The sequence below is a fragment of the Olivibacter domesticus genome (assembly GCF_900109575.1).
GTDB lineage: Bacteria > Bacteroidota > Bacteroidia > Sphingobacteriales > Sphingobacteriaceae > Olivibacter > Olivibacter domesticus.
Genome location: NZ_FOAF01000007.1, coordinates 24,864 through 45,300 on the forward strand (window position 1 = coordinate 24,864; position 20,437 = coordinate 45,300).

The window sequence follows — 20,437 nt, forward strand, 5'->3', positions numbered from 1 at the left end:
CCTATGTTTAAAAATTAACTAAATTTATTGAGGGTAAATCTAAATCATTTCTTAATCGGTAAGCGATATTTGTGCGCTGTTCCAGCGTTTCACATACTCGCCATTTGGATCAAATAAAGCTTTGAGCTTTTTAATGTCTTTAATACCATTATCCTTCACACTACTCCCCACCCCGGCAATGTGTGCCCAATTCCCGTAATTGGAAGCAGGCCCATAATCTATTAATTTATCTTCGAAATAGGCCGCTCCCAGCAAATGGTTAACCCCCATTTCATGTATTAAATAATGAGCCGCCAGTGCTCTGGGAACATTTGGCATAAAGCCAATGGTATTAAGTTGATTCATTGCAGCATCAATGATTGGTTCTCCTGTCTCTCCGTTCTTCCATCGATCAAACCTCTTTTCCACTTCTTTTTGTTCTTGCGGAACTTCTTCCGAAAAACCTTTCAATGTAAAAAATCTATTGCCATGTTTCTTAAACATGAACCGGAAATAATCACGCCACAATAAACCTGTAACTATTGCCGCTGCTGTTCTTTTTGACAGCCCTCGCTCTTCAAAACGTTTTACTGTATGGTACAAGGTATGGGCCGATAAGCACCCCAGCGCAATCCATGGCGATAAGACAGTCCCTTCCCCCATCAAAAAATCATTGTCTTGATCAGACTGATCTCCTTCTATAATGGCATTCAACTGTTTAAGCGCCTCTTTTTCACCTCCCTTAAAAACAGATTTATCTGCCATTTTTATCGCCGTATCAGTATACCCCAGTTCCTTTAACGTAGGAATATCTCCAGCTTCAAAGTCGTCCGGGAGCATCACATGGTTGGGTGTATTAACCGTTGGCCGTATAGACGTTTCCCGTTCTACCTTCTTTCTAAAAGTTGCGAACGTATCTGGTATGTCCTTTATAGGGAAAGGTAAATCTTCTTTATGATATAAGGTATGCCCTATAAAATGCTTCAAATTTAACCGCTTTTTCCATAACGATTCTTCTACCAGTGTGGACACATGTGTTTCCTCTTCTGCTACTTCCCTGTGATGATAAACTTCTTTTACATTATACCGCTCGGCTAAACTCAATAATAATTCTTCGGGACAACCACTGGCCACTAACAGATCAGCCCCCAATGCTTGTAAAGAAAGACGTAAGTCTAGCACACTCTCCAAAATAAATTTTGCTCGAATAACGCCGGTTTTTGACAAACCCCGCTCATCTACGATATAATGTCTGGGATCAAAAATATATACCGGGACTACCTTGTCTGCACGTTCTAACGCTTGCCATAATATCTCATTATCATGCACACGAAGATCATTTCTAAACCAAACAAGGATTGTATCTTTATTCATACTTAATATAGGAAACTTTTAACCTCAAATATACTTGTTTTTAACTTCATAAAGCAATGCTTAGGCGTATAATCAAGAACCTTTACACTATTCTAACAAATGTTCAAACAACATTTAACAAGTATATCGCTGGAATATTCGTATTTACGGTCCCGTTTTATTGTTCATCAACACCGTTCAACGATGAGGTAGAAAGCTAGAAAAAAAACCGTAGCGCTGTGAAAAAATCGAAAAAAGAGTTCGTAAAAAAACTATTTCATTTTAAACTAAACAGAAAGAACAATATAATTGTAGTATAAACGTGACATAGGCCTTGCGAAATGAATACATTGATTACCGGACTGAATAATTATTTAGGTAAAATACTAGCTCTTTTTCTTGCTAATGAGGGTTATAACATTTCTTGTTTGGTACGTAATGAAAGACATTTTCTCAAAAGCACCGAAAAGCATCCTAATCTCGTAGTGATGCAAGGAGATTTGGTACGTGAAAAATACACTCCTCCACTCAGTGGCAATATGGATGTAGCCATTTACTTAAGTCAAGATTCAGCGGAGTGGGGCGATCAATATAAAAACCTTGAACTTCTTTCATTAGTAAATTTTATCAAGCAGGCCCGGAAGACAAACACGCAGCAACTGATTTATATTACCAGGCTTAGAACGCCTTTTATCAAGGAGGTTCAACAGATTTTAACCGACAGCTATATTTCTTACACCATCATACGGATAAGTAATATCATTGGTGCTGGCTCCATACTAATGGAAATGATGAATAAAATATCCTCTAAATTCGTCATATTCGCCAATAAACGCCTCGTTAAAATGAGATCGCAGCCCATAGCGCTCCAAGATCTACTTACTTATTTAAATTTTATCGTACTCAATCCTGCCGCATTCAATCAGAGTTTCGATATTGGCGGCCCAGATATTCTTAGCTATAGGGATATGCTGAAAACTTATCTGAAACTACAACACCTGAGAAGACCCATTATCGCTTTACCAAGCCTTAGCAATAGGCTTTCAGCCATGTTTATAAGCCTCACTACAGGCGTGAGTGTTCCTACTGCCCGCGCTTTCGGCCAGCATATTACCGGCGATTTGCTATGTGAAAACAATCATATTCACAATCTATTTCCACATGAATGTTTAACTTTTGAGCAGGCCCTAAAAAAAGCCTTGGTCAGCTAATTATTTTAACCAATTATTACAATATTGATATGCAAAGAATCTTAATTAGCGGCACTACGGGACTGATCGGTAAAGCTCTCATTAAAGCACTAATAAATAAAGGTTATATTGTCAATGCGCTTGTACGAAAACCACAAGCCGACACAAAAAACATTCATTATTTTACGTGGAATGTGGAAGATGGTATTATAGATAAGACCTGTATAGAGGACGTTGACGCCATTATCCACCTCGCCGGCGCCAATATATCAAAGAAACCCTGGAGCAGAAATGTAAGATCTGCCATCCTGAAAAGTAGAACGGATAGCATTGCATTAATTTATTCCTTATTAGCTTCGGGCAATCATCAAGTAAAAACAGTTGTTTCTGCTTCTGCCACCGGTTACTATGGAAACAGAGCAGAAGAATTACTGACAGAGGAAAAACCTCCTGCAGACGATTTTTTGGGACAAACCTGTCTGGCTTGGGAACAAGCCGTAGCCAACGGCAAGTCTTACGGTTTACGGACGGTAGCCTTACGGTGCGGCATGGTATTAACAGAAGAAGGAGGGGCGCTTCCGGTGCTTACAAAGCCCATCAGCCTTGGCTTTGGAGCCGCCCTGGGTAATGGCAAACAATACATTCCTTGGATTCATTTAGCCGATGCAGTAGCCATGTACGTCTTTGCACTTGAGCACCTCGGTTTGAACGGTGCCTATAATATGGTAGCACCCCAAATCATCACGAATCACCAATTGAATCAGGAAATAGCCAAGAAATTAGGTAAACCACTATGGCTCCCTCCAATACCGGCATTCATCCTCCGGGGCATTTTAGGAAAGATGAGTGCTATTGTGCTTGACAGCACGAAGGTATCGGCAGAAAGAATAATAAATGCTGGTTTTAAGTTTAAATATCCAACCTTGCGCGAAGCATTAACCGCTACGTATGCCGAAACACGAGCAAAATAGAACCGTTATTCATTGGTTTAGAAGAGATTTAAGATTAAGCGACAATAGTGCATTATACAAGGCCTTGTCTGTTGGAACTCCCGTTCAACCTATCTTTATCTTCGATACACAAATACTCAATAAACTAGCAGACAGAGATGATGCACGCGTAACGTTTATATATGAAGAGGTAAAAGCGATCCACGCTTCGTTAAAGAAATACCATGGTGCTGTAGCTGTTTATCATGATGACGTCCTCCATGCTTGGAGAAAGATTATTACTGATTTTAACCCCGTTGCCGTTTATTATAATCACGACTACGAACCCTATGCGCTTGAGCGGGACGAAAAAGTTTCAGCCTTTTTAAGGGACCAGCAGATCGCTGTTTATTCTTTTAAAGATCAGGTTATTTTCGAAAGAGATGAGTTAATAAAAGCGGACGGCAAACCCTATACTGTTTTTACACCATATAAAAATAGGTGGCTCGAAAAGCTAACAAATGAGGATTTAAAAAGCTATAAAATAAAAGAGCAGCTTAAAAATATACATACTTTCAATCGGCCATTTCCTTTGTTAAGCCAGCTTGGTTTCACAGAAACCAAACAACAATTTCCGAACAAAAAATATAAAGATGTTATCGTCGATTACCATGACACGAGAGACTTCCCTGCATTAGAAGAAGGCACATCCCATCTAAGCATTCATTTAAGATTCGGAACAATCAGTATTAGGGAATTAATGAATGACGCGATCCGATTAAAAGATAAAACTTGGTTAATCGAACTCATATGGCGGGAATTTTATATGATGATATTATGGCATTTCCCGCACACCACCGATCATGCTTTTAAGTCGGCATACGACCGGATACCCTGGCGCAACAATGAACAGGAATTTGAGGCTTGGTGCAAAGGAAAAACCGGCTATCCACTTGTAGATGCCGGTATGCGACAGCTGAATGAAACAGGTTTTATGCATAACAGAGTACGTATGGTAGTCGCAAGCTTTTTATGTAAACATTTGCTAATTGATTGGCGGTGGGGTGAAGCCTATTTTGCCAGAAAACTGCAAGATTATGAACAGAGCAGTAATGTGGGGAATTGGCAGTGGGCAGCAGGATGTGGAAATGACGCAGCACCCTACTTCAGAATTTTTAATCCCGAATTACAGCTGAAGAAATTTGATCCCGATCTTGTTTATGTGAAGCGATGGGTGCCTGAATTTAATGATCCATTCCGATATCCTATGCCAATTGTGGAACATAAAAAAGCCCGCGAACGGGCTTTGAAAGTTTATAAAAATGCTTTAAAAAATTAATTAATTGTCTTTTATAGTTACATTAAATTCTAGAGAAGCAAAAGGAGCCGGCCCGCTACTAGAAATGCCGTAAGCCATGGTTGGGGGTGAGAAAAAATGCACTTCTCCACCCTTTTTAATTTTAGGTAAAATTTCCTGCCATGCTTTCACAAGGCTTTTTGGCGTAAAATTCACGGAGTCAGATTGATCGAATTCCGTTCCATTCAAGAGGTATCCTTTGTATACAGCCGTAACAGTGGAATCTATTGTTATTGGATTACCTTCACCCAGCTTACTTATATTGTAATAAATACCACTTTCAGTTTTTTGATAATCCGACAGATTTAATCCTAAAGCTTGTATTCTCTTTCTAATTGCTAAATCTTCATAAGCTGGTACACTGGCACTGTCCAGTACCCGAATCTCGTAATCCATAGAAGCATTTGGAGGAATACCCAAATCGGCATTTCCATTTCTGCTATCAGTAAATAATCTTGACGGCACTAGAATCCGGATTTTACCATTCGCTTTCTTTAACACGGTACGAAGTGCCATTTTTAGACCGTCATCTTTCTCTAAAATTTGTTGGTATTCGGGAATGTTTGCGATCACTGAACCTTGATTGGTTTCACCAAGGAAATATCCTAAAAAGTCCATGTAACGACTGGCTGAAGCGAAAGTATCAGCTACAGAATACGTACCGTCTAAGGATTTTTTTGTATAAATGATTGGGTAACTCTCCGTATATTTTAAATCACCACCTTTTCCTTCTTCTATAATCTGATAAAACATCCCAGTAGTGCCTAGTGGTTCCATCTGCAGGTTATTAGCTTGAATATACGCAGCTATATTTTCGTCATCAAGTGCTTCAACACTTGTATAGTCCTGTTTTTTACAAGCCGCTATTACTACTAATCCAAATAAGCACAGGAAGGGTAAATTTCTAATAGAAAGGTTCATTTATTTCTTGTTTCTCTTTTAAATTGGTACCAAATACCAAATCGTACATTTTTCATCAATCGGTTTTAACCGGCTCCTTAATATCTAGTACCTCTAATTCATAGTCAAGAGGGGAATTCTCTTTTATAATACCGTGACTTCGATTCTGGTAACCAAAAATAGACGGCGTAATAATTCTTATCTTTGCTCCCTTTCTTAGGCCCTCTTCAAAGAAACCTCCAACAAGCTTCGGATAAAAGGCAACTTTCCACGCTTCACTCTGTCCAGGCTCTGTTTCAGAAGGCAACAAAGATACATATGGGATCGAATCAAGTGCTACATTTTGTTCAAACACCGTACTGTCCAACAGCCTCCCTGTATACCTTACCTGCACCAACATATTTTTAATTGGTAATTTATCGGAAGTACTGGCAGAATCCAGGTAATTTACTGCCATATCACCAGAATCCTTTAAGACATACCATATACCGGTTTCCTGATGAAATTTAGCAGAATCGGATAAGCCTTGCGCCGTAATATACGCCGAAAGCAATGGTGCTTCGCGCTCTAAAACTGCTTGATAATCGTACACACCTGGCTCATCTTTATCGCATGATGTTACGATAAGCCCAATGATCAGAGTCATAAGGAGGGTACAGATTTTATTCATGTAATTCAACACTAATGCGCTTTTGCAAAGTTATCGAATTAATTCATTAAATGCACACATTAACATTTTTTAACAAACACAATTTGCTACACAAATTGCTTTCTATCTTACCCTTCGTTTATACAAATAGTTAAAATCTTGTTGGAAATGTGACCATCTATTAATGAACATTTGACATATCTACCTTCGCTTTTGCATTTTTTAGCATTAATATAAAAGGAACACAAATTAGGAACATAATACCTATATAAAGAAATACATCCATATAAGACAGTACGGAAGCCTGTCCCATTAACGACCCATCCATCGCTTGTAGGGCCGCTGCCTTCGCCTGGTTCGGAGCCATGCCGTGCTGAATAAAATTACTTACCATTCCTTGGTATTTTTGCTGAAAGAGCGGGTTATTTGGATTGATATGCTCAATTAAGTTATTTCGATGAAAGGCATTCTGCCTAGTCATGAATGTTGTAATTAAGGCAATTCCGAAGGATCCTCCCAATTGTCGCATCATACCAGTAAAAGCAGCCCCCTGACCAATTTGTTGTCCTTTTAAAGTGGAAAGCGACAAGGTACTTATTGGAATAAACAGCATGCTCATGGCCAATCCACGTAGCATTAACATCCAAAAGAAATTGCCTTCCCCGGTATCTGGTGTCAGAATCCGAAATCCCCAGAAACAGAACATAAAAAATAAAAACATCCCCGCAGCTGCCAGGTATTTCTGTTTTAATCCGCGCTGCAAGACCTGCCCAATAATCGGCATCATAAAAGCTGTCATCAAAGAAGAGGGTACCATTAACAATCCGGCTTGATAGGCCGTCCATCCCAAATTGTTTTGGGTATATAATGGAATAATAAATGTAGACCCATATAAACCAAAGCCCATAATGAACGAAAGGATCGTTCCTACACGCAGATTGCTATCCTTCAATACCCGCAATTCAACGATAGGATTCTTTACCGTCAATTCCCGCCATATAAAAAGATAGATAAATGCAACACACATAACACTGAATGCCAATATCATGCTATTATTAAACCAATCCTCTTCCTGGCCCCTTTCCAATACAAATTGTAAAGATCCTACCGCCCCAGCCAAAAAGACAATACCCCACCAGTCAATCTCACTCGCCTTTTTCTTTTCACCATATTTAGGGCTTTTCACAAATTTCAACGTAAGCATGGTGGCTATAATTCCGATGGGAATATTAATATAAAATATATATGGCCAGCTATAATGCTCTACAATATACCCCCCCAGCGGAGGGCCTAAAGTTGGTCCAACAATTACCCCTAAACCATATAGCGCCTGCGCCATGCTTCTTTTCTCTAGCGGGTAAACTTCTGTGATAATAGTTTGTGAGGTAACCAGCAAGGCACCCCCACCTACGCCCTGAAGAAAACGGAAGAGAATTAGCTCCCACATAGTGGTAGCGTTTCCACAAAGGAATGAACAGATGGTGAACAGGACGACCGATGCCGCAAAATAATTCCGCCTACCAAATTGTTGGGAGAAAAAGCTAGTTAAAGGTACCACAATCACATTACCAATGGCATAAGCGGTGATAACCCAGCCAATCTCACTTAATGTGGCGCCCATATTTCCCCGCATATCGTTTAAAGCCACATTGATGATGGTGGTATCGACAATTTCCAATAAGGCACATAAAATGGCCGTTATCGTGATAATTGCTCTACGCCAACCGTATTCTACTAATGAATTTTGTTCCATTATATACTCTTTCGTTATCCGTTTCTGTTTATATTCAGGCGGTTATCAACCACTAAACATTACTCTTAGCTAACAATTAATAGCCATGAAAGCAACCAATAACTAATTTAAATGCACGTCAACTAACACATTCATTCCGGCACGAATTTTATCAATAAAGGCAGGGTCTTGGCCTTCATTAAAATTAATGCGAACCGGTATTCTTTGCACAACCTTCACAAAGTTTCCAGAAGCATTATCCGGTGGAAGAAGCGACTGCGAAGCGCCGGTGGCAGGTGAAAAAGAACTTATTGTTCCTTCTAGATCGGTATCTGGATAAGCGTCTACTTTGATGCTCACTTTCTGTCCCACCTTCATTTTAGTTAATTGTGTTTCTTTGAAATTAGCTACTACCCATTTATCATTTACCGGTACAATGTTGAATAAGGATTGACCTGCAGACAGGAATTGGCCGGGTTGCAAATTTACCTTACCGATTTGACCATCGATAGCCGCAGTAATGATAGTATAAGAAAGGTTAAGCTTAGCGGCTTCTACTTCTGCTTCACGTTGTTTTACGGTAGCGCTGGCTACAGAAACCTGACTGGTACTAACTGATTTTTGTGTACTTACGGCAGCGGCTTGACGGGCAGCGGCTTGTTTTTGTGATTCCAAAATGACCAATTGCTTTTCTGCCACTTGTTTAGTAGCCAAAGCCTGCTCAAATTGTTGTTGTGTAATGCTATGATCTTTTATAAGATTTTCATAACGATTAAAATCTTGCTCAGCTCTCCACAAGTTGATCTTTGCAGATTCAATTTGTGCCTCTACCGTTCCAATATCCACTTTGGAAGTGTTGATATTTGCTTGGGCTACGTGTATGCCTGCCCCAGCTACACTCGCATTACTTGTAGCGGAAGCCAATCCTGCTTCTGCTTGGGCAAGTGTGATCATATAATCTCTGTTATCGAGCACCACAAGGGTATCACCTTTATGTACTAGCTGATTATCGCTTACATGTACTTCTTTGATATAGCCGGCAACACGGGGTATAACCGGACTAATAGTGGAAACAACCTGGGCATCATCTGTTTCCTCATGCTTCTGGGCATGCAGGTATTTGATTACCCCATATGTTCCTCCAACCAGGATTAAAAGAATAAAAACGATTGCAAAGCCCTTGTTTCCAGATTTCTTTTCTGTAGGATTTGCTGTAGTTTGATTATTGTTTTCCATTATCTTCTTTATAAAATCTGCTTTTTACTTAATTAAAACACTTATAGTTTTTATCCCTACTCACCAACACCTACACCAGCACTTTCGTGCAATTTATTATAGGCAACAACCGCATCAGCTTTTGCGTACTCATAATCAATCCCTGCTTGTAAACGAGCAACATCTGCATCCAGTAAATCAGTTGTTGTAGCCAAACTATTGTCGTATTTATTTTTCGTAATACGGTAATTTTCATTGGCCTGTTCCACGGCTTTCATATATACCTGGATTTTTTTCAGGCTTTGATTGTAATCCTGGTAGGATTTATGAATCTGGCTCCTAATGCCATCACTTAACTGTTCTTGATTCCAAGCCAGCTGCTCTTCCTGCGCCTTTGCTTGTTTTACTTTTGCACCTGCTTTATACAAGGCTGCCAGATTATAACTGAGCCCAGCTCCTACATTTACCGCATTCGTTACCGTAAGTGCATTCGGTACATTAATACCGACATAACCCGCGGAAAGTCCTAATGACGGATAATAAGCCCCCTTAGCAATTTGCACTCCTTTATGAGCCGCATCTTGACGTTGTCCTAACGCTTGAAAATCAGCTCTCTTACTTAAGGCTAAACTTTCCCATTCGGACAATGATTTTACAACTGGTCTGCTATCTAGACCCGTACTATCCAATACAAGTTTAGTTTGCTCATCTAAACCGAGCATTAAATCAAAGTTAAAGTTGGTGATCTTTTCATTGTTTTCCGCAGTAAGCAATGCTAGTTCCAAGTTACTTTCCTGCAACTGTGCTTTCAATAAATCATTTCTCGGTATTAAGCCATTTGCTTCCATGCCGGTAAAATCTTTCACACGTTGTTTAGAACTATTAAGGTTTTCGGTAACCAGTCGCACGGATGCTTGTGCTTTATACAAATTATAATAGGCTTCAACCGTATTCTGTACAACTTCTTCCTTATTACGAACAGCATCTAATGCTGCAGCCTTCTCTAAAAATTTGGCAGATGCAATACCATTTGTTATTGTTCCACCCGAAAAAATAGGCAATTTCACTGTGGCCATACCAAACATGGCCTGACTAACGTCTGGCGCTTCAGTAGCTTCACCACCTTCTTCGCCGGAACCACTATTCTGCAATTTAAAATCGACATTCGGCTTATTCACACGCATATATTGTCCAGAAATGTCAATATCCGGCAGCCTATTATCCTTCGATTCCTGTAGGGAAGCTACTGCCTGTTTTACTTTGCTACTGCTCACCTTTAGCTCCTTACTGTTCTGAAGGCTTAATTCAATAGCATCTTTTAAGGTGAGCATCTTTTGCTCTTGCGCAAATGTTGTGTGAACACTCACACCAACAATACAACAGCCAAACAACACTTTATTTATACTTTTTATTATACTATTCATTAGAATCTTTTTTACTTGTTGGAATCATAGGTTAAATACGCTATAAACATTCTTTTAAGGTGAATTCTTAAGATCTCGATCCGCTCCTTTTTAAAGGCTTCTTTACTTTCTCCTTCCAGTTTTGCACTTCGAGCTTCGTATCTGCAGTTAGCCAACATCTGGTTTACACTTCCGATCATCACTGAAGAAAGAAATACCACACTCACATCTTTACGAAAAACACCTAAACGTTGTCCACTTTTTACTGCCCGCTCCACCAGTTTACGATTTTTGGTTTTCATCTCTAAAATCATATCAAATAGAGGTCCTTCATTTACCACACTCGACTCGCGCATCATCAACTGATTAAATTTTTGTCTGCTAAAAAGCGTATTAATAAACACATCAATGATTCTTTCTACCTTTTCAAAGGCAGAGCTCTCTTTTTCATATAATATGTTTTCTAAAGTGGTTGTTATAAAAGAAAAGTGGTTTCTAAAAAGTGCTTCCAAAAGCTTTTCTTTTGAACCGAAGTAATAAGACACCATCGCCACATTTACGTCCGCTGCTTGTGCTATATCCCTAATAGAAGTTTTGTCGTACCCCTTTTCTGAAAAAAGCTTTAAAGCTGTATCCATGATCTGGAGTTGTTTCTCACTGTATTCCGTCATTCGCTGGAAAATTAACGCGGCAAAATTAAACAAACGTTTAATTCAAACAAACGTTTAATTAATAATTCTTCGAAAACAAACACAAAAACAACACAACTAATTGAAAAACATATATTTAAAAATGTCATAGAAGCGTAAATTGCTTTTATAAAGGTTTTAAAGTGAGTAAGATCTGGCAGAATGACATTCCCTGCCTCCGATTTTATTGAGAGAAACGAATAAACAATAACGCACAACTACTCTTTACTGGCAACCTCATCAAATGAAGACTATCCCCCATACACGCTGAGAACGTCTTCATACTTGCATCTTGCTGCTTGATACGCACAACGAATAACTAACAACCAGTAAATAACAACTATAAAAGTCGGCCTTTAATAACAAGTGTTTTAGCCAACTTATCATGGAAACATTGCTGCCGTCGATCAAAAAAACCGGTGAGATAGCCAATGCCGAGCGTAAGTATACATGTAATCTTCGCCACATTTCGCCATAGCGCTCTACCGAAGCCTATGGGATCCCCCTTTTCATCGGTTACTTTAATCTGTAAAAGGAGTTTACCCGGAGAGGCATTTTTACTCGAACCTTCTGAAATTACATTTATAAAAAACTTAATGAAAGGGATAAGTGCTAAACCAAAAACTAATAAACTTAATTGTTCTTGTTTGTTTTCTGCTTTGATAAGTATTGCTAATGCGAAAATACAGTAGATTATAAAAGCAAAAAAATAATCGATCGCCGCCGCTAAAAGGCGAACATCAAGTGTTGCGAAATATTGCGGAATAGCCCGCTCAAACTTAATTCCCAATTGCTCACTAAGTGCTGGAATCTCTCGCAGCTCCTTATAATCATCCCATCCATCTTGTTTTATAAAATCAGTCCCAACAAGATCCATGGCCTTTAATTCTTCTAAAGAGAGCGGTCCGTGGGGTTTTCCATTTTTAACAAGATAGTACATATTTTATTAGTTGTGAGTTGCCAGTTGTGAGTTGCGAGTATTTAATTAACCCGCAATGTTTACCTCTCTTACCTATTTAACCAATTAACAACTTGACTATTCAACTTATCAACTATTTAACAACTCGACAATTTAACCTTTCAACTATTCAACTAATAACACTCAATATCGCTGCACCGAAAAAGAACTTAAACCACCCTTTAAATTGATCAGATAACGGTGGCCAGACTCTTGAAAGCCTTCTGTTATGTAAGAGCCGTCATCTTGTTTTATAAAACCTGGAAATTCTTTCGATGACAGGCCCGATTTAACCTCAATGCGGCACGGCGCTTCTTTCGGAATTTCAATTTCAACACTTGCCACACCAGATTCCGCGTTAATTTCGCAGACTCCGACTGGGTTTCCCAATTTTGTTTCAAAGGAAGCAGCACCCCCTTTAAGATCTAGCTTCGCTATTTTATACTTACTTAAATCGAAATTAACAGCACCAGCCCCAACATCTACTCGAATATTCCAAAAAGGTTTCACGTTAAGCGCTATCTCTGCTGAATTTTCATTTTCATCGAGGTTCCATTCTTTTTTCTTAACGTTTTTCATCCGAAAAGACAGGTCTGCTACAGAATCTCTCACCGAACTCTGTAGTACGTGGCCTGCAAAAGCACTTTTTGTTTCGGCTTTAAACAAATCTTCCGTTTCCCCAGCAATTTTATATTCCACTGCTCCACCCTTGATTTCAAGATTTGCTGTTTTTATATGGCTTTCATAGGGGCTTACAAAATCAGCCTTCCGAACTTCTCTCCGGTCTTCTCTATCCGTTGGTACATCTTCATCATTTTCGTAAACTGTAGCTCCTCTATCCCAATTGTTTCTCGGATGTGAGGACTGGAAGCCTATGAAAACCAATGCAGCGATAGTGGCTACCACCGAAATAACGTTTCCGACACCTTGTCGTGGTACGAGCAGATTAACCCCCAAAATAATCAAAAATATAGGCCAAAATCTCCATAAGCTCGACCAGTAAAAGGATATAAACCCTAAATTGCTTAATAGCCACATGATACCTATAAATAATAGTACCAATCCCCAATTTAATCTATCTCTGTTCATAAGCTTAATGATTTTGATTATCGGAATAATTATCTTTCATGTCATCCGTTTCTGACGGAGGTGTGTCTTCTTGTTCACTGGAATTCAAATGGCGCCACTCTTTCTGCTTCGTAAAGGAAGTAAGAATAGTATATAGTCCCGCCAGCACAAATACCGTTGGCCAATAATTAAATATAGTTCTCCAAGAAATAAAGTCTAATTGTATTACTAACAGAAAAACACCGATACATAAAAGTATCAAACCAGCAGACCGTCGCTGTTGCTTCTTATTTTGCTGTATTTTTTCATATGGAGCTTGTGTAGCTTTATAATCTACGTTATAAAAATTCGGATCAACATTTGGAAATACATAAGGTTTCCTGGGCACTACAATCCATATGACAATATATGCAATGGGTCCAATTAGCCCAATCCCTATAGCACTAAAAAAAATGCTCAGCACAAATAATGCCCTCACCCATGTCTTATCAACACCTAAATATTCTCCAATTCCTGCGCAGACTCCTCCTATCATTCCCTCTTGTTCATTGCGCTTTAACTCTCTTTCCATTTTATTTGCTTTATAGGTCTCACGGTTTACGCTATGCTAAACATCCCCGTATAGTGGTGTAATTACTATTTCATCTACATTTGCGCCTTTAGTCATCGTTAAACAAGCAACAACAGCTTGCGCTATATCTGTAGCAGCAACGAATCTTTCTTCCGGAATGGTAACGCCTTCCCAAGAAGATGTAAAAGTGGAGCCTGGAATAATTTCGGTTACCTTCACGCCATGTGGGCCAAACTCCTGTCTTAATACAGAGGTTAGACCATGAACAGCATACTTTGTTACACTATAAGAAGCAGCCTTCACAAAGGGAGATTTTCCGGCTATTGAACCGACATTAAACACATGCCCACTTCCCCTCTTACACATGCTTTTTCCAAAGTATACAGATAAATAATGCATACAGAAAACATTTACGGCCATATGATCCGTAAAGGATTCAGTAGTTTCGTCTAAAAATCCTGATGGGATAAATAAACCAACATTATTAACCAAGATATCAATTTGGCTAAAATGGGAAACGGTTTTATTGGCCAGGTTTTTTACTTGCACCATATCACCGCAGTCAGCCTCCATATACTGTATCCGTATTGTCGGATACAATACAGAAAGCTCATTCTGTAGCGTTGCTAATGCAGCTGCTGTTCTTGCCGATAACATCAAATTACAGCCTTCTTTTGCTAAAGCATAAGCGATGCTTTTACCTATTCCCTTGGTTGCACCTGTTATAAGAACATTGCGTCCTCGTATTGAATTAGACATTTTTATTTTGTTATTGGTTAATCGTTATTAGTTGTTCGTTGCTGGTTATTCGTTTCTTAGTAGCAAGGCATTGTCCAGTTATTGCTTGTTCGTTATCTACTAACTACGCAGCCAAACAAATATATCAAATTGCTGTTCTTAATTCTGTTTGCGAATAAACAATACTATGTAAGGGCTTCAAATTGTATTTCAAAGCAATTTTACATAAGTTTGGAAATAATATCACGACTGTTTGATTATACTTTATGTTTTTTACAAGCTTCGGTAAATATTTATTATTACTAAAAACGGTTTTTAAAAAACCGGAAAAAGGCAGCATCTATTGGAAGGAGATTATGCATGAAATGAACAGCATTGGCGTAGGTTCTTTAGGCCTGGTAGCTATTATATCTACTTTTATTGGTGCTGTAATGACCATGCAAATTGCTTTTCAGCTTGTTTCGGATCTTATACCAAATTCTATTATCGGCCAAATCAATCGTGATTCCAGCATACTGGAGCTAAGTCCTACCATTTCTGCGCTGGTTTTAGCTGGCAAGGTGGGTTCATCCATTTCTTCGCAAATTGGTTCCATGCGTGTGACCGAACAAATAGATGCCTTAGAAATTATGGGCATAAACGCCCCCGGATACCTTATACTTCCTAAAATTTTAGCAGGTATTACAATGGTTCCAGTGTTAGTTATCATTTCTATTTTTTTGGCACTTAGCGGCGGCTTAATAGGTGGCGCGTTGTCGGGTGCCGTCACCCCATCAGATTATATAATGGGCATTACGGGCGACTTTAGAGGGTACACAATTGCAGTAGCCTTGGTTAAGGCCTTCGTATTTGGCTTCATCATTACTACAATAGCCGCCTATCATGGCTTTTACGTAAAGGGAGGAGCACTAGAGGTAGGTCAAGCCAGTACCAAAAGTGTTGTCGTTAGTTGTATTATGATATTGGTTGCCGACTATGTAATTACAGCATTAATGTTATAAGCTGGCAAGTATCTGGACACGAGTTTAGAGAGCATAACATAACTTTGCGTGTCAAAATTTACTGGCTAAATAAAGAATCTTCCTACTTGATACTAAAAAATGATTGAAGTAAACGACATTTACAAATCTTTTGGAGATAATGAAGTCCTTAGGGGTATTTCAGCGAACTTTGAACCTGGGAAAATCAGTCTGATAATTGGTGGTTCGGGTTCTGGAAAAAGCACATTGCTCAAATGCATGGTAGGACTTCATGAGCCCAATAAAGGAAAAGTGCTATATCAAAAACAAGATTTTACGCGCTTAAATTTTGAAGAACGTATACCGATTCGTAAAGAAATAGGAATGCTCTTCCAGAACTCTGCATTGTTTGATTCCATGACTGTTGAAGAAAACATTACCTTTCCCTTGCAGATGTTTAGTGAGATGTCTAATAAAGAAAGAATAGAACGCGCCAATTTCTGTTTAGAGCGCGTTAATTTAGAAGGTAGAAATAAATTATTTCCTGCAGAGCTATCAGGTGGAATGAAAAAACGTGTAGGAATTGCTAGGGCCATTGCAATGACACCCAAATACCTCTTTTGCGATGAACCAAATTCTGGTTTAGACCCGCGGACCTCCATCGTTATTGACGAACTCATTCAGGATATTACGGAAGAGTATAATACAACTACAGTGGTGGTTACACATGATATGAACTCCGTTATGGGCATTGGCCAATATATTCTTTTCTTATATCAGGGTGAAAAAAAATGGGAAGGATCTAACAAGGAAATTGCGCATTCCGATGTCGAAGAATTAAATGATTTCGTATTTGCCAGTCCGTTTATGAAAATAGCTAAGGAAAAATTTTAATAATTGAATCGTCATTAGTTAAGGGGTTGAGTAGTTGAAAGGTCAAATTGTCGAGTAGTTGAATAGTTAAGTTGTTAATTGGTCAAATAGTAAGGGAGGTAATCATTGCAGGTTAATTAAATACTCACAACCTACAACTGGCAACTCACAACTAGTATAATCTTGCTACTTATGTCTGATGTCTTGATAACAATAATGAATACTCTGTCAAATCAATAACTAACAACCAGTAACGAGCAACGAATAACTAACAACTAATTCCCTATCTTTGCCCAAAAGATTCAACATTTTGACACAGACGCCCAACACGATACAATTACTTACACCACAATATTGGAAAGATTACGAACTTATAGATTGTGGTAATTTTGAAAAACTCGAACGTTTTGGCGAGCTAATACTGATCAGGCCCGAACCACAGGCAGTTTGGCCAAAATCGCTCCATGAAAGCGAATGGAACAAACTGCATCACATTCGTTTCAAAGGTAGGTCGGCAACCAGCGGCGATTGGTTAAAAAAAAATCCTAAAATTGCCGACAGGTGGCATATTAGCTACCAAAACAAGGAAGCCGCTATTAAATTCCGCTTGGGCCTCACTTCTTTCAAGCATGTCGGAATTTTCCCTGAACAAGCCGTTAATTGGGATTATATATCATCCACTATTAAATCCTTTAAAAACCCTCAACCAAAAGTATTGAATTTATTTGCTTATACCGGAGGGGCATCATTGATTGCTAAGGCTGCAGGAGCCGATACTACACATGTAGACTCCATTAAACAAGTAGTAACTTGGGCAAATGAGAACCAGGAATTATCCGAATTGGATAATATCCGTTGGGTAGTGGAAGATGCACTAAAATTTGTGAAGCGTGAGCTAAAGAGGGGCAATAAATACAACGGTATTATTTTAGACCCACCCGCCTATGGGCATGGTCCTAAAGGAGAGAAGTGGAAATTGGAGGATCATATTACCGAAATGATGCATGATGTAGTACAGCTATTAGACCCCCAAGAACATTTTTTAATTCTGAACACCTATTCCTTAGGTTTCTCTTCAGTTATTGTAGAAAATCTTATCAAGAGTTCTTTTCCGCAAGTAAAGAACCTGGAAACCGGAGAACTCTACCTTCAGGCAACAGCTGGCAGTAAGCTTCCTTTGGGTGTTTTTGGTAAATTTAGAAGCTAAATGTATATTTTAGGACAGCCATACGCCCTCTTAAGGAATAATGGCTGTAGTAAAACCTATTACCCGATATACTATAGGTTTCATAGTCTTTTACATCAGCTAGGTTAATTAAATTCATTTCAATATCCGAGTGCCATTTATCGATGCGGTAGCGCACATTAGCATCGACAAAAAAATAACTTAGATGCTGTCGCTTCTGTTGCCTAAACTGCTGCCTTCCTGTAACCGTCATGAAAAGACTTTTATAGGGCGCAAAATTGAATTGAACCGACTGATCGTATAGAGTTATCTGCTGCTCAGGGAGAGAGGGGGTGCCTTCTTTCGCAACCGCCTTACTTTTCATCCAGGTACCTGTTGCATTATAGGATAAAGAAATGGCACTCCATAAACGAGCCTCTATACTTGGACTTAGAGAGAATGTGCTATTTGCATAAGGAAAGAGATGACCATTCAATAACTGATTATAACGCGCATTGTCCCATGACGCCTTTATCGCCGCGGTAGCACCGAAGACAAATATATATTTGCTAGCGCCGCCGTAAACAGAAAAAGTACTCACATTGTTAGAGAGTGGTACCAGCACCGTTTGCGTTATATTATTCGTTACCCGGCTAGATAAAATTGCATTCGCTGTAGCTTTGCTCCAGCTTAAACCTCCATGGAGAAACAACATAGTGATAGCATGTTGGAAATTATAAGACAGCCCTGCTTGATGATTATTTTGCTCCTGAAGTAAGGCGTCATTTGATTGAAGGCTTCTATAATTTAGCAAAATTGCACCACGGTATACATTATTAATATCGCCAACCTTATTATTATAGCTATAATTCAACGAAATAAAATCCTCTACTGTCGTCATTACTTTAAGCCTTAGTGATGGATTAACAAAAAACTGCCTTTTATGGTTATCTACTTGAAAGTTGTGGTCTTGATAACGAATTATTTGCCAAGTCATTGGTATTGAAAAAGAGGCCTCCAATTTCTCCATTTTGTATTCATAGATAGCATTTGTATACAGGCGACTCCTCGTCCAACGCAGGTTATTATCATCACTTCCTTCAAAAGGATTGGTGTGTCCATCGAGCTGTTCAAGCCGTAAGGCACTTTTTAACTGTTGTATTTCATTTAATAGCCCAATTTGATATTGTTGTTTAATAAGCCCGTTAACTAATCCGTATGCTAAAGACATCTTATTAAACCAAGAGGGTGTTTGAACCATTTGCTCAGCGCGCGCGTAAGCACTGTCTCTATTGAGCACTTGGTCATTTATACCAGGCCATATAGTAAGTTTTTGAAAATTCCTATAATAACTGGTGTACCATTCAGCCCGGATAATATTTTTGTTTTTAAGCATCGGTACATATTCTAAATGATTGGAGAAATCACTAATATGATCGTTTAGCTGCTGGTCTAGTTCAAATTCATTACTCCCTAATTCAGCGCGAATCGGCTGCCCGGTATAAGCAACACGCAGTCGGTTTCTGAAATAGTATAGCTCCTTATTAGCTTCCGCACTCAGCGAAATATCCGTTAAGAAGAGGCTTTTAAAGACTTTTTGTTCTTCACTATAATGAACCGTATCATCTTCCAAGTACAGATCATTAAAGCTATTATATTCCAAAACATTCCGGTCGGACAGCACATTGATATTCGATTTAAGCTGGATGCCATTTTTAAGATTCACGAGATTATTGGCGTTAAGAGACCCTGAACGATTGAAATAGTATTGATTTTTCGGTAACTCTGGCACGGCTACTGTGCTAGCCGACAATAGTGCTTGCGGATGGCCATTGTCCATCGCTGCAAGGAAAGACGATTGGTTAAAAGCAGTAAAATCGGCTAAAAGGTCCTCGCCAATATTATTTGCCTTCAACACATTTAACATCTTATATTTTTTATTGAACAGTACAGTATTTAACTCACTATCGTACTGATGTGGCGCGCCCAATCCGATTTTTGCCTGTCCTGTTAATTTGAGTTTTGCCTTCTCTTTTATGACAAGATTTAGTGCTACCGCATCGCTCAGTACTCGTTGTCGCAGCACCTTAATCGGTTGATGGTTTTGCAGAATTTCTACCCTTTTCACCATATCGTGCCGAATTGTTTTTGAGCCAATTGCATAACGGTCATTCAACAGATCATCATCATCAATATAGAAATTGGAAATACTTTTTCCATTGTATTTAATTTCTCCCTTATCATTTACCTCAATTCCTGGCATTCGTTTAAGCACATCGCCGATAGAACGGTCTTCATTCTTCGAGAAAGTGCTCACTTCATAAGACAAGGTGTCGCCCCGCCTGTCAATGCGTGGTCTACTTTTCACTTCTACCTGAGAAAGGTCTATCGCTTGTTCTTCCATTACGATCGGGTAGTTTTTTTTTAGATCGGTTATCGAAAGTTTTATGGTTTTATAGCCTAAATGTCTAATTTCTAATCGTATCGGATACAATATTAAAGTGTCTGGCAACAATAGAGCGAAATCTCCTTTTTCATCACTAGCCTTAAAGCTGACGATATGATTTCGCTCATTTTTGACCATGACGCTGGCATAAGCAATAGCCGTACCTGCTCTATTTTTAATATTGCCCTGGATCTGCTTCTGTTGTGCAAAGGCAAAAGCATACCACCCCATAAAAAACAGGCACATGAAAAAATGCTTCATGA

At 39.0% G+C, this 20,437-nt stretch carries 18 protein-coding genes; 6 read left to right on the plus strand and 12 right to left on the minus strand.

Translation table 11 applies throughout. The features are described 5' to 3' along the window. Positions 1-51: 51 nt before the first annotated feature. Positions 52-1,353: a DASH family cryptochrome gene (locus BMY50_RS20315; protein ID WP_093328287.1), complete on the minus strand. Its 1,302-nt coding sequence runs from the start codon at positions 1,351-1,353 to the stop codon at positions 52-54. A gap of 320 nt (positions 1,354-1,673) precedes the next feature. Here BMY50_RS20315 and BMY50_RS20320 point away from each other — a divergent pair, with 320 nt between their 5' ends. The 3 genes from BMY50_RS20320 to BMY50_RS20330 are packed head-to-tail and all read left to right on the plus strand — an operon-like array spanning position 1,674 to position 4,790. Next, on the plus strand, positions 1,674-2,543 hold the full coding sequence (locus BMY50_RS20320; RefSeq protein WP_093328290.1) for a Rossmann-fold NAD(P)-binding domain-containing protein: 870 nt from the start codon (positions 1,674-1,676) through the stop codon (positions 2,541-2,543). 29 nt (positions 2,544-2,572) lie between these two features. Continuing rightward, entirely contained in the window at positions 2,573-3,493 is a 921-nt protein-coding gene (locus tag BMY50_RS20325) for a TIGR01777 family oxidoreductase (RefSeq protein ID WP_093328292.1), read from the plus strand. After that, positions 3,471-4,790, plus strand: coding sequence for a cryptochrome/photolyase family protein (locus BMY50_RS20330; protein ID WP_093328297.1), 1,320 nt, complete (start codon positions 3,471-3,473; stop codon positions 4,788-4,790). Before BMY50_RS20325 ends, BMY50_RS20330 begins: the two co-directional genes overlap by 23 nt. Here BMY50_RS20330 and BMY50_RS20335 read toward each other — a convergent pair whose 3' ends face one another. From BMY50_RS20335 to BMY50_RS20380, 10 genes are all read right to left on the minus strand, one after another. Next, positions 4,791-5,729 carry an FKBP-type peptidyl-prolyl cis-trans isomerase gene (locus BMY50_RS20335; protein ID WP_093328299.1) on the minus strand — a complete coding sequence of 313 codons (939 nt, stop codon included), beginning with the start codon at positions 5,727-5,729 and terminating at the stop codon, positions 4,791-4,793. Positions 5,730-5,784: 55 nt separating this feature from the next. Beyond that, a complete protein-coding gene (locus BMY50_RS20340) occupies positions 5,785-6,354 on the minus strand; it encodes an FKBP-type peptidyl-prolyl cis-trans isomerase (RefSeq protein WP_162276644.1) in 570 nt (189 codons plus the stop codon). 184 nt (positions 6,355-6,538) lie between these two features. Continuing rightward, positions 6,539-8,110 carry a DHA2 family efflux MFS transporter permease subunit gene (locus tag BMY50_RS20345; RefSeq protein ID WP_093328304.1) on the minus strand — a complete coding sequence of 524 codons (1,572 nt, stop codon included), beginning with the start codon at positions 8,108-8,110 and terminating at the stop codon, positions 6,539-6,541. A 102-nt stretch (positions 8,111-8,212) separates the two neighbouring features. Continuing rightward, positions 8,213-9,325: an HlyD family secretion protein gene (locus BMY50_RS20350; RefSeq protein ID WP_093328307.1), complete on the minus strand. Its 1,113-nt coding sequence runs from the start codon at positions 9,323-9,325 to the stop codon at positions 8,213-8,215. Positions 9,326-9,381: 56 nt separating this feature from the next. Further along, positions 9,382-10,728, minus strand: a complete 1,347-nt coding sequence (locus BMY50_RS20355; protein WP_093328309.1) for a TolC family protein — start codon at positions 10,726-10,728, stop codon at positions 9,382-9,384. Between the two features lie 11 nt (positions 10,729-10,739). Then, complete coding sequence (locus BMY50_RS20360; protein WP_093328312.1) at positions 10,740-11,378, minus strand: TetR/AcrR family transcriptional regulator; 639 nt, start codon at positions 11,376-11,378, stop codon at positions 10,740-10,742. 358 nt (positions 11,379-11,736) lie between these two features. Next, entirely contained in the window at positions 11,737-12,336 is a 600-nt protein-coding gene (locus tag BMY50_RS20365; protein ID WP_093328314.1) for an RDD family protein, read from the minus strand. A gap of 162 nt (positions 12,337-12,498) precedes the next feature. Further along, complete coding sequence (locus tag BMY50_RS20370) at positions 12,499-13,443, minus strand: LiaF transmembrane domain-containing protein (protein WP_093328317.1); 945 nt, start codon at positions 13,441-13,443, stop codon at positions 12,499-12,501. A 4-nt stretch (positions 13,444-13,447) separates the two neighbouring features. Beyond that, on the minus strand, positions 13,448-13,993 hold the full coding sequence (locus BMY50_RS20375) for a PspC domain-containing protein (protein ID WP_093328320.1): 546 nt from the start codon (positions 13,991-13,993) through the stop codon (positions 13,448-13,450). Positions 13,994-14,029: 36 nt separating this feature from the next. Further along, on the minus strand, positions 14,030-14,752 hold the full coding sequence (locus BMY50_RS20380; protein WP_093328323.1) for an SDR family oxidoreductase: 723 nt from the start codon (positions 14,750-14,752) through the stop codon (positions 14,030-14,032). 245 nt (positions 14,753-14,997) lie between these two features. On the opposite strand from BMY50_RS20380, the gene BMY50_RS20385 reads away from it, so the two are divergent. The 3 genes from BMY50_RS20385 (at position 14,998) to BMY50_RS20395 (ending at position 17,770) form a co-directional block, all read left to right on the plus strand. Then, on the plus strand, positions 14,998-15,732 hold the full coding sequence (locus BMY50_RS20385) for an MlaE family ABC transporter permease (protein WP_093328326.1): 735 nt from the start codon (positions 14,998-15,000) through the stop codon (positions 15,730-15,732). Positions 15,733-15,831: 99 nt separating this feature from the next. Then, a complete protein-coding gene (locus BMY50_RS20390; RefSeq protein ID WP_093328329.1) occupies positions 15,832-16,584 on the plus strand; it encodes an ABC transporter ATP-binding protein in 753 nt (250 codons plus the stop codon). A gap of 289 nt (positions 16,585-16,873) precedes the next feature. After that, on the plus strand, positions 16,874-17,770 hold the full coding sequence (locus tag BMY50_RS20395; protein ID WP_093328331.1) for a class I SAM-dependent methyltransferase: 897 nt from the start codon (positions 16,874-16,876) through the stop codon (positions 17,768-17,770). Here the strand turns inward: BMY50_RS20395 and BMY50_RS20400 are convergent. Continuing rightward, positions 17,760-20,435, minus strand: coding sequence for a TonB-dependent receptor (locus BMY50_RS20400; protein WP_139202305.1), 2,676 nt, complete (start codon positions 20,433-20,435; stop codon positions 17,760-17,762). The two genes, BMY50_RS20395 and BMY50_RS20400, sit on opposite strands and share 11 nt — an antisense overlap. Positions 20,436-20,437 lie beyond the last annotated feature (2 nt).

Coding starts and splice junctions, on each gene's coding strand:
- BMY50_RS20365 (WP_093328314.1), bottom strand. CDS start 12,336: ATGTACTATCTTGTTAAAAATGGAAAACCCCACGGACCGCTCTCTTTA.
- BMY50_RS20385 (WP_093328326.1), top strand. CDS start 14,998: ATGTTTTTTACAAGCTTCGGTAAATATTTATTATTACTAAAAACGGTT.
- BMY50_RS20400 (WP_139202305.1), bottom strand. CDS start 20,435: ATGAAGCATTTTTTCATGTGCCTGTTTTTTATGGGGTGGTATGCTTTT.
- BMY50_RS20325 (WP_093328292.1), top strand. CDS start 2,573: ATGCAAAGAATCTTAATTAGCGGCACTACGGGACTGATCGGTAAAGCT.
- BMY50_RS20360 (WP_093328312.1), bottom strand. CDS start 11,378: ATGACGGAATACAGTGAGAAACAACTCCAGATCATGGATACAGCTTTA.
- BMY50_RS20315 (WP_093328287.1), bottom strand. CDS start 1,353: ATGAATAAAGATACAATCCTTGTTTGGTTTAGAAATGATCTTCGTGTG.
- BMY50_RS20335 (WP_093328299.1), bottom strand. CDS start 5,729: ATGAACCTTTCTATTAGAAATTTACCCTTCCTGTGCTTATTTGGATTA.
- BMY50_RS20380 (WP_093328323.1), bottom strand. CDS start 14,752: ATGTCTAATTCAATACGAGGACGCAATGTTCTTATAACAGGTGCAACC.
- BMY50_RS20345 (WP_093328304.1), bottom strand. CDS start 8,110: ATGGAACAAAATTCATTAGTAGAATACGGTTGGCGTAGAGCAATTATC.
- BMY50_RS20370 (WP_093328317.1), bottom strand. CDS start 13,443: ATGAACAGAGATAGATTAAATTGGGGATTGGTACTATTATTTATAGGT.
- BMY50_RS20320 (WP_093328290.1), top strand. CDS start 1,674: ATGAATACATTGATTACCGGACTGAATAATTATTTAGGTAAAATACTA.
- BMY50_RS20355 (WP_093328309.1), bottom strand. CDS start 10,728: ATGAATAGTATAATAAAAAGTATAAATAAAGTGTTGTTTGGCTGTTGT.
- BMY50_RS20340 (WP_162276644.1), bottom strand. CDS start 6,354: ATGACTCTGATCATTGGGCTTATCGTAACATCATGCGATAAAGATGAG.
- BMY50_RS20330 (WP_093328297.1), top strand. CDS start 3,471: ATGCCGAAACACGAGCAAAATAGAACCGTTATTCATTGGTTTAGAAGA.
- BMY50_RS20390 (WP_093328329.1), top strand. CDS start 15,832: ATGATTGAAGTAAACGACATTTACAAATCTTTTGGAGATAATGAAGTC.
- BMY50_RS20350 (WP_093328307.1), bottom strand. CDS start 9,325: ATGGAAAACAATAATCAAACTACAGCAAATCCTACAGAAAAGAAATCT.
- BMY50_RS20375 (WP_093328320.1), bottom strand. CDS start 13,993: ATGGAAAGAGAGTTAAAGCGCAATGAACAAGAGGGAATGATAGGAGGA.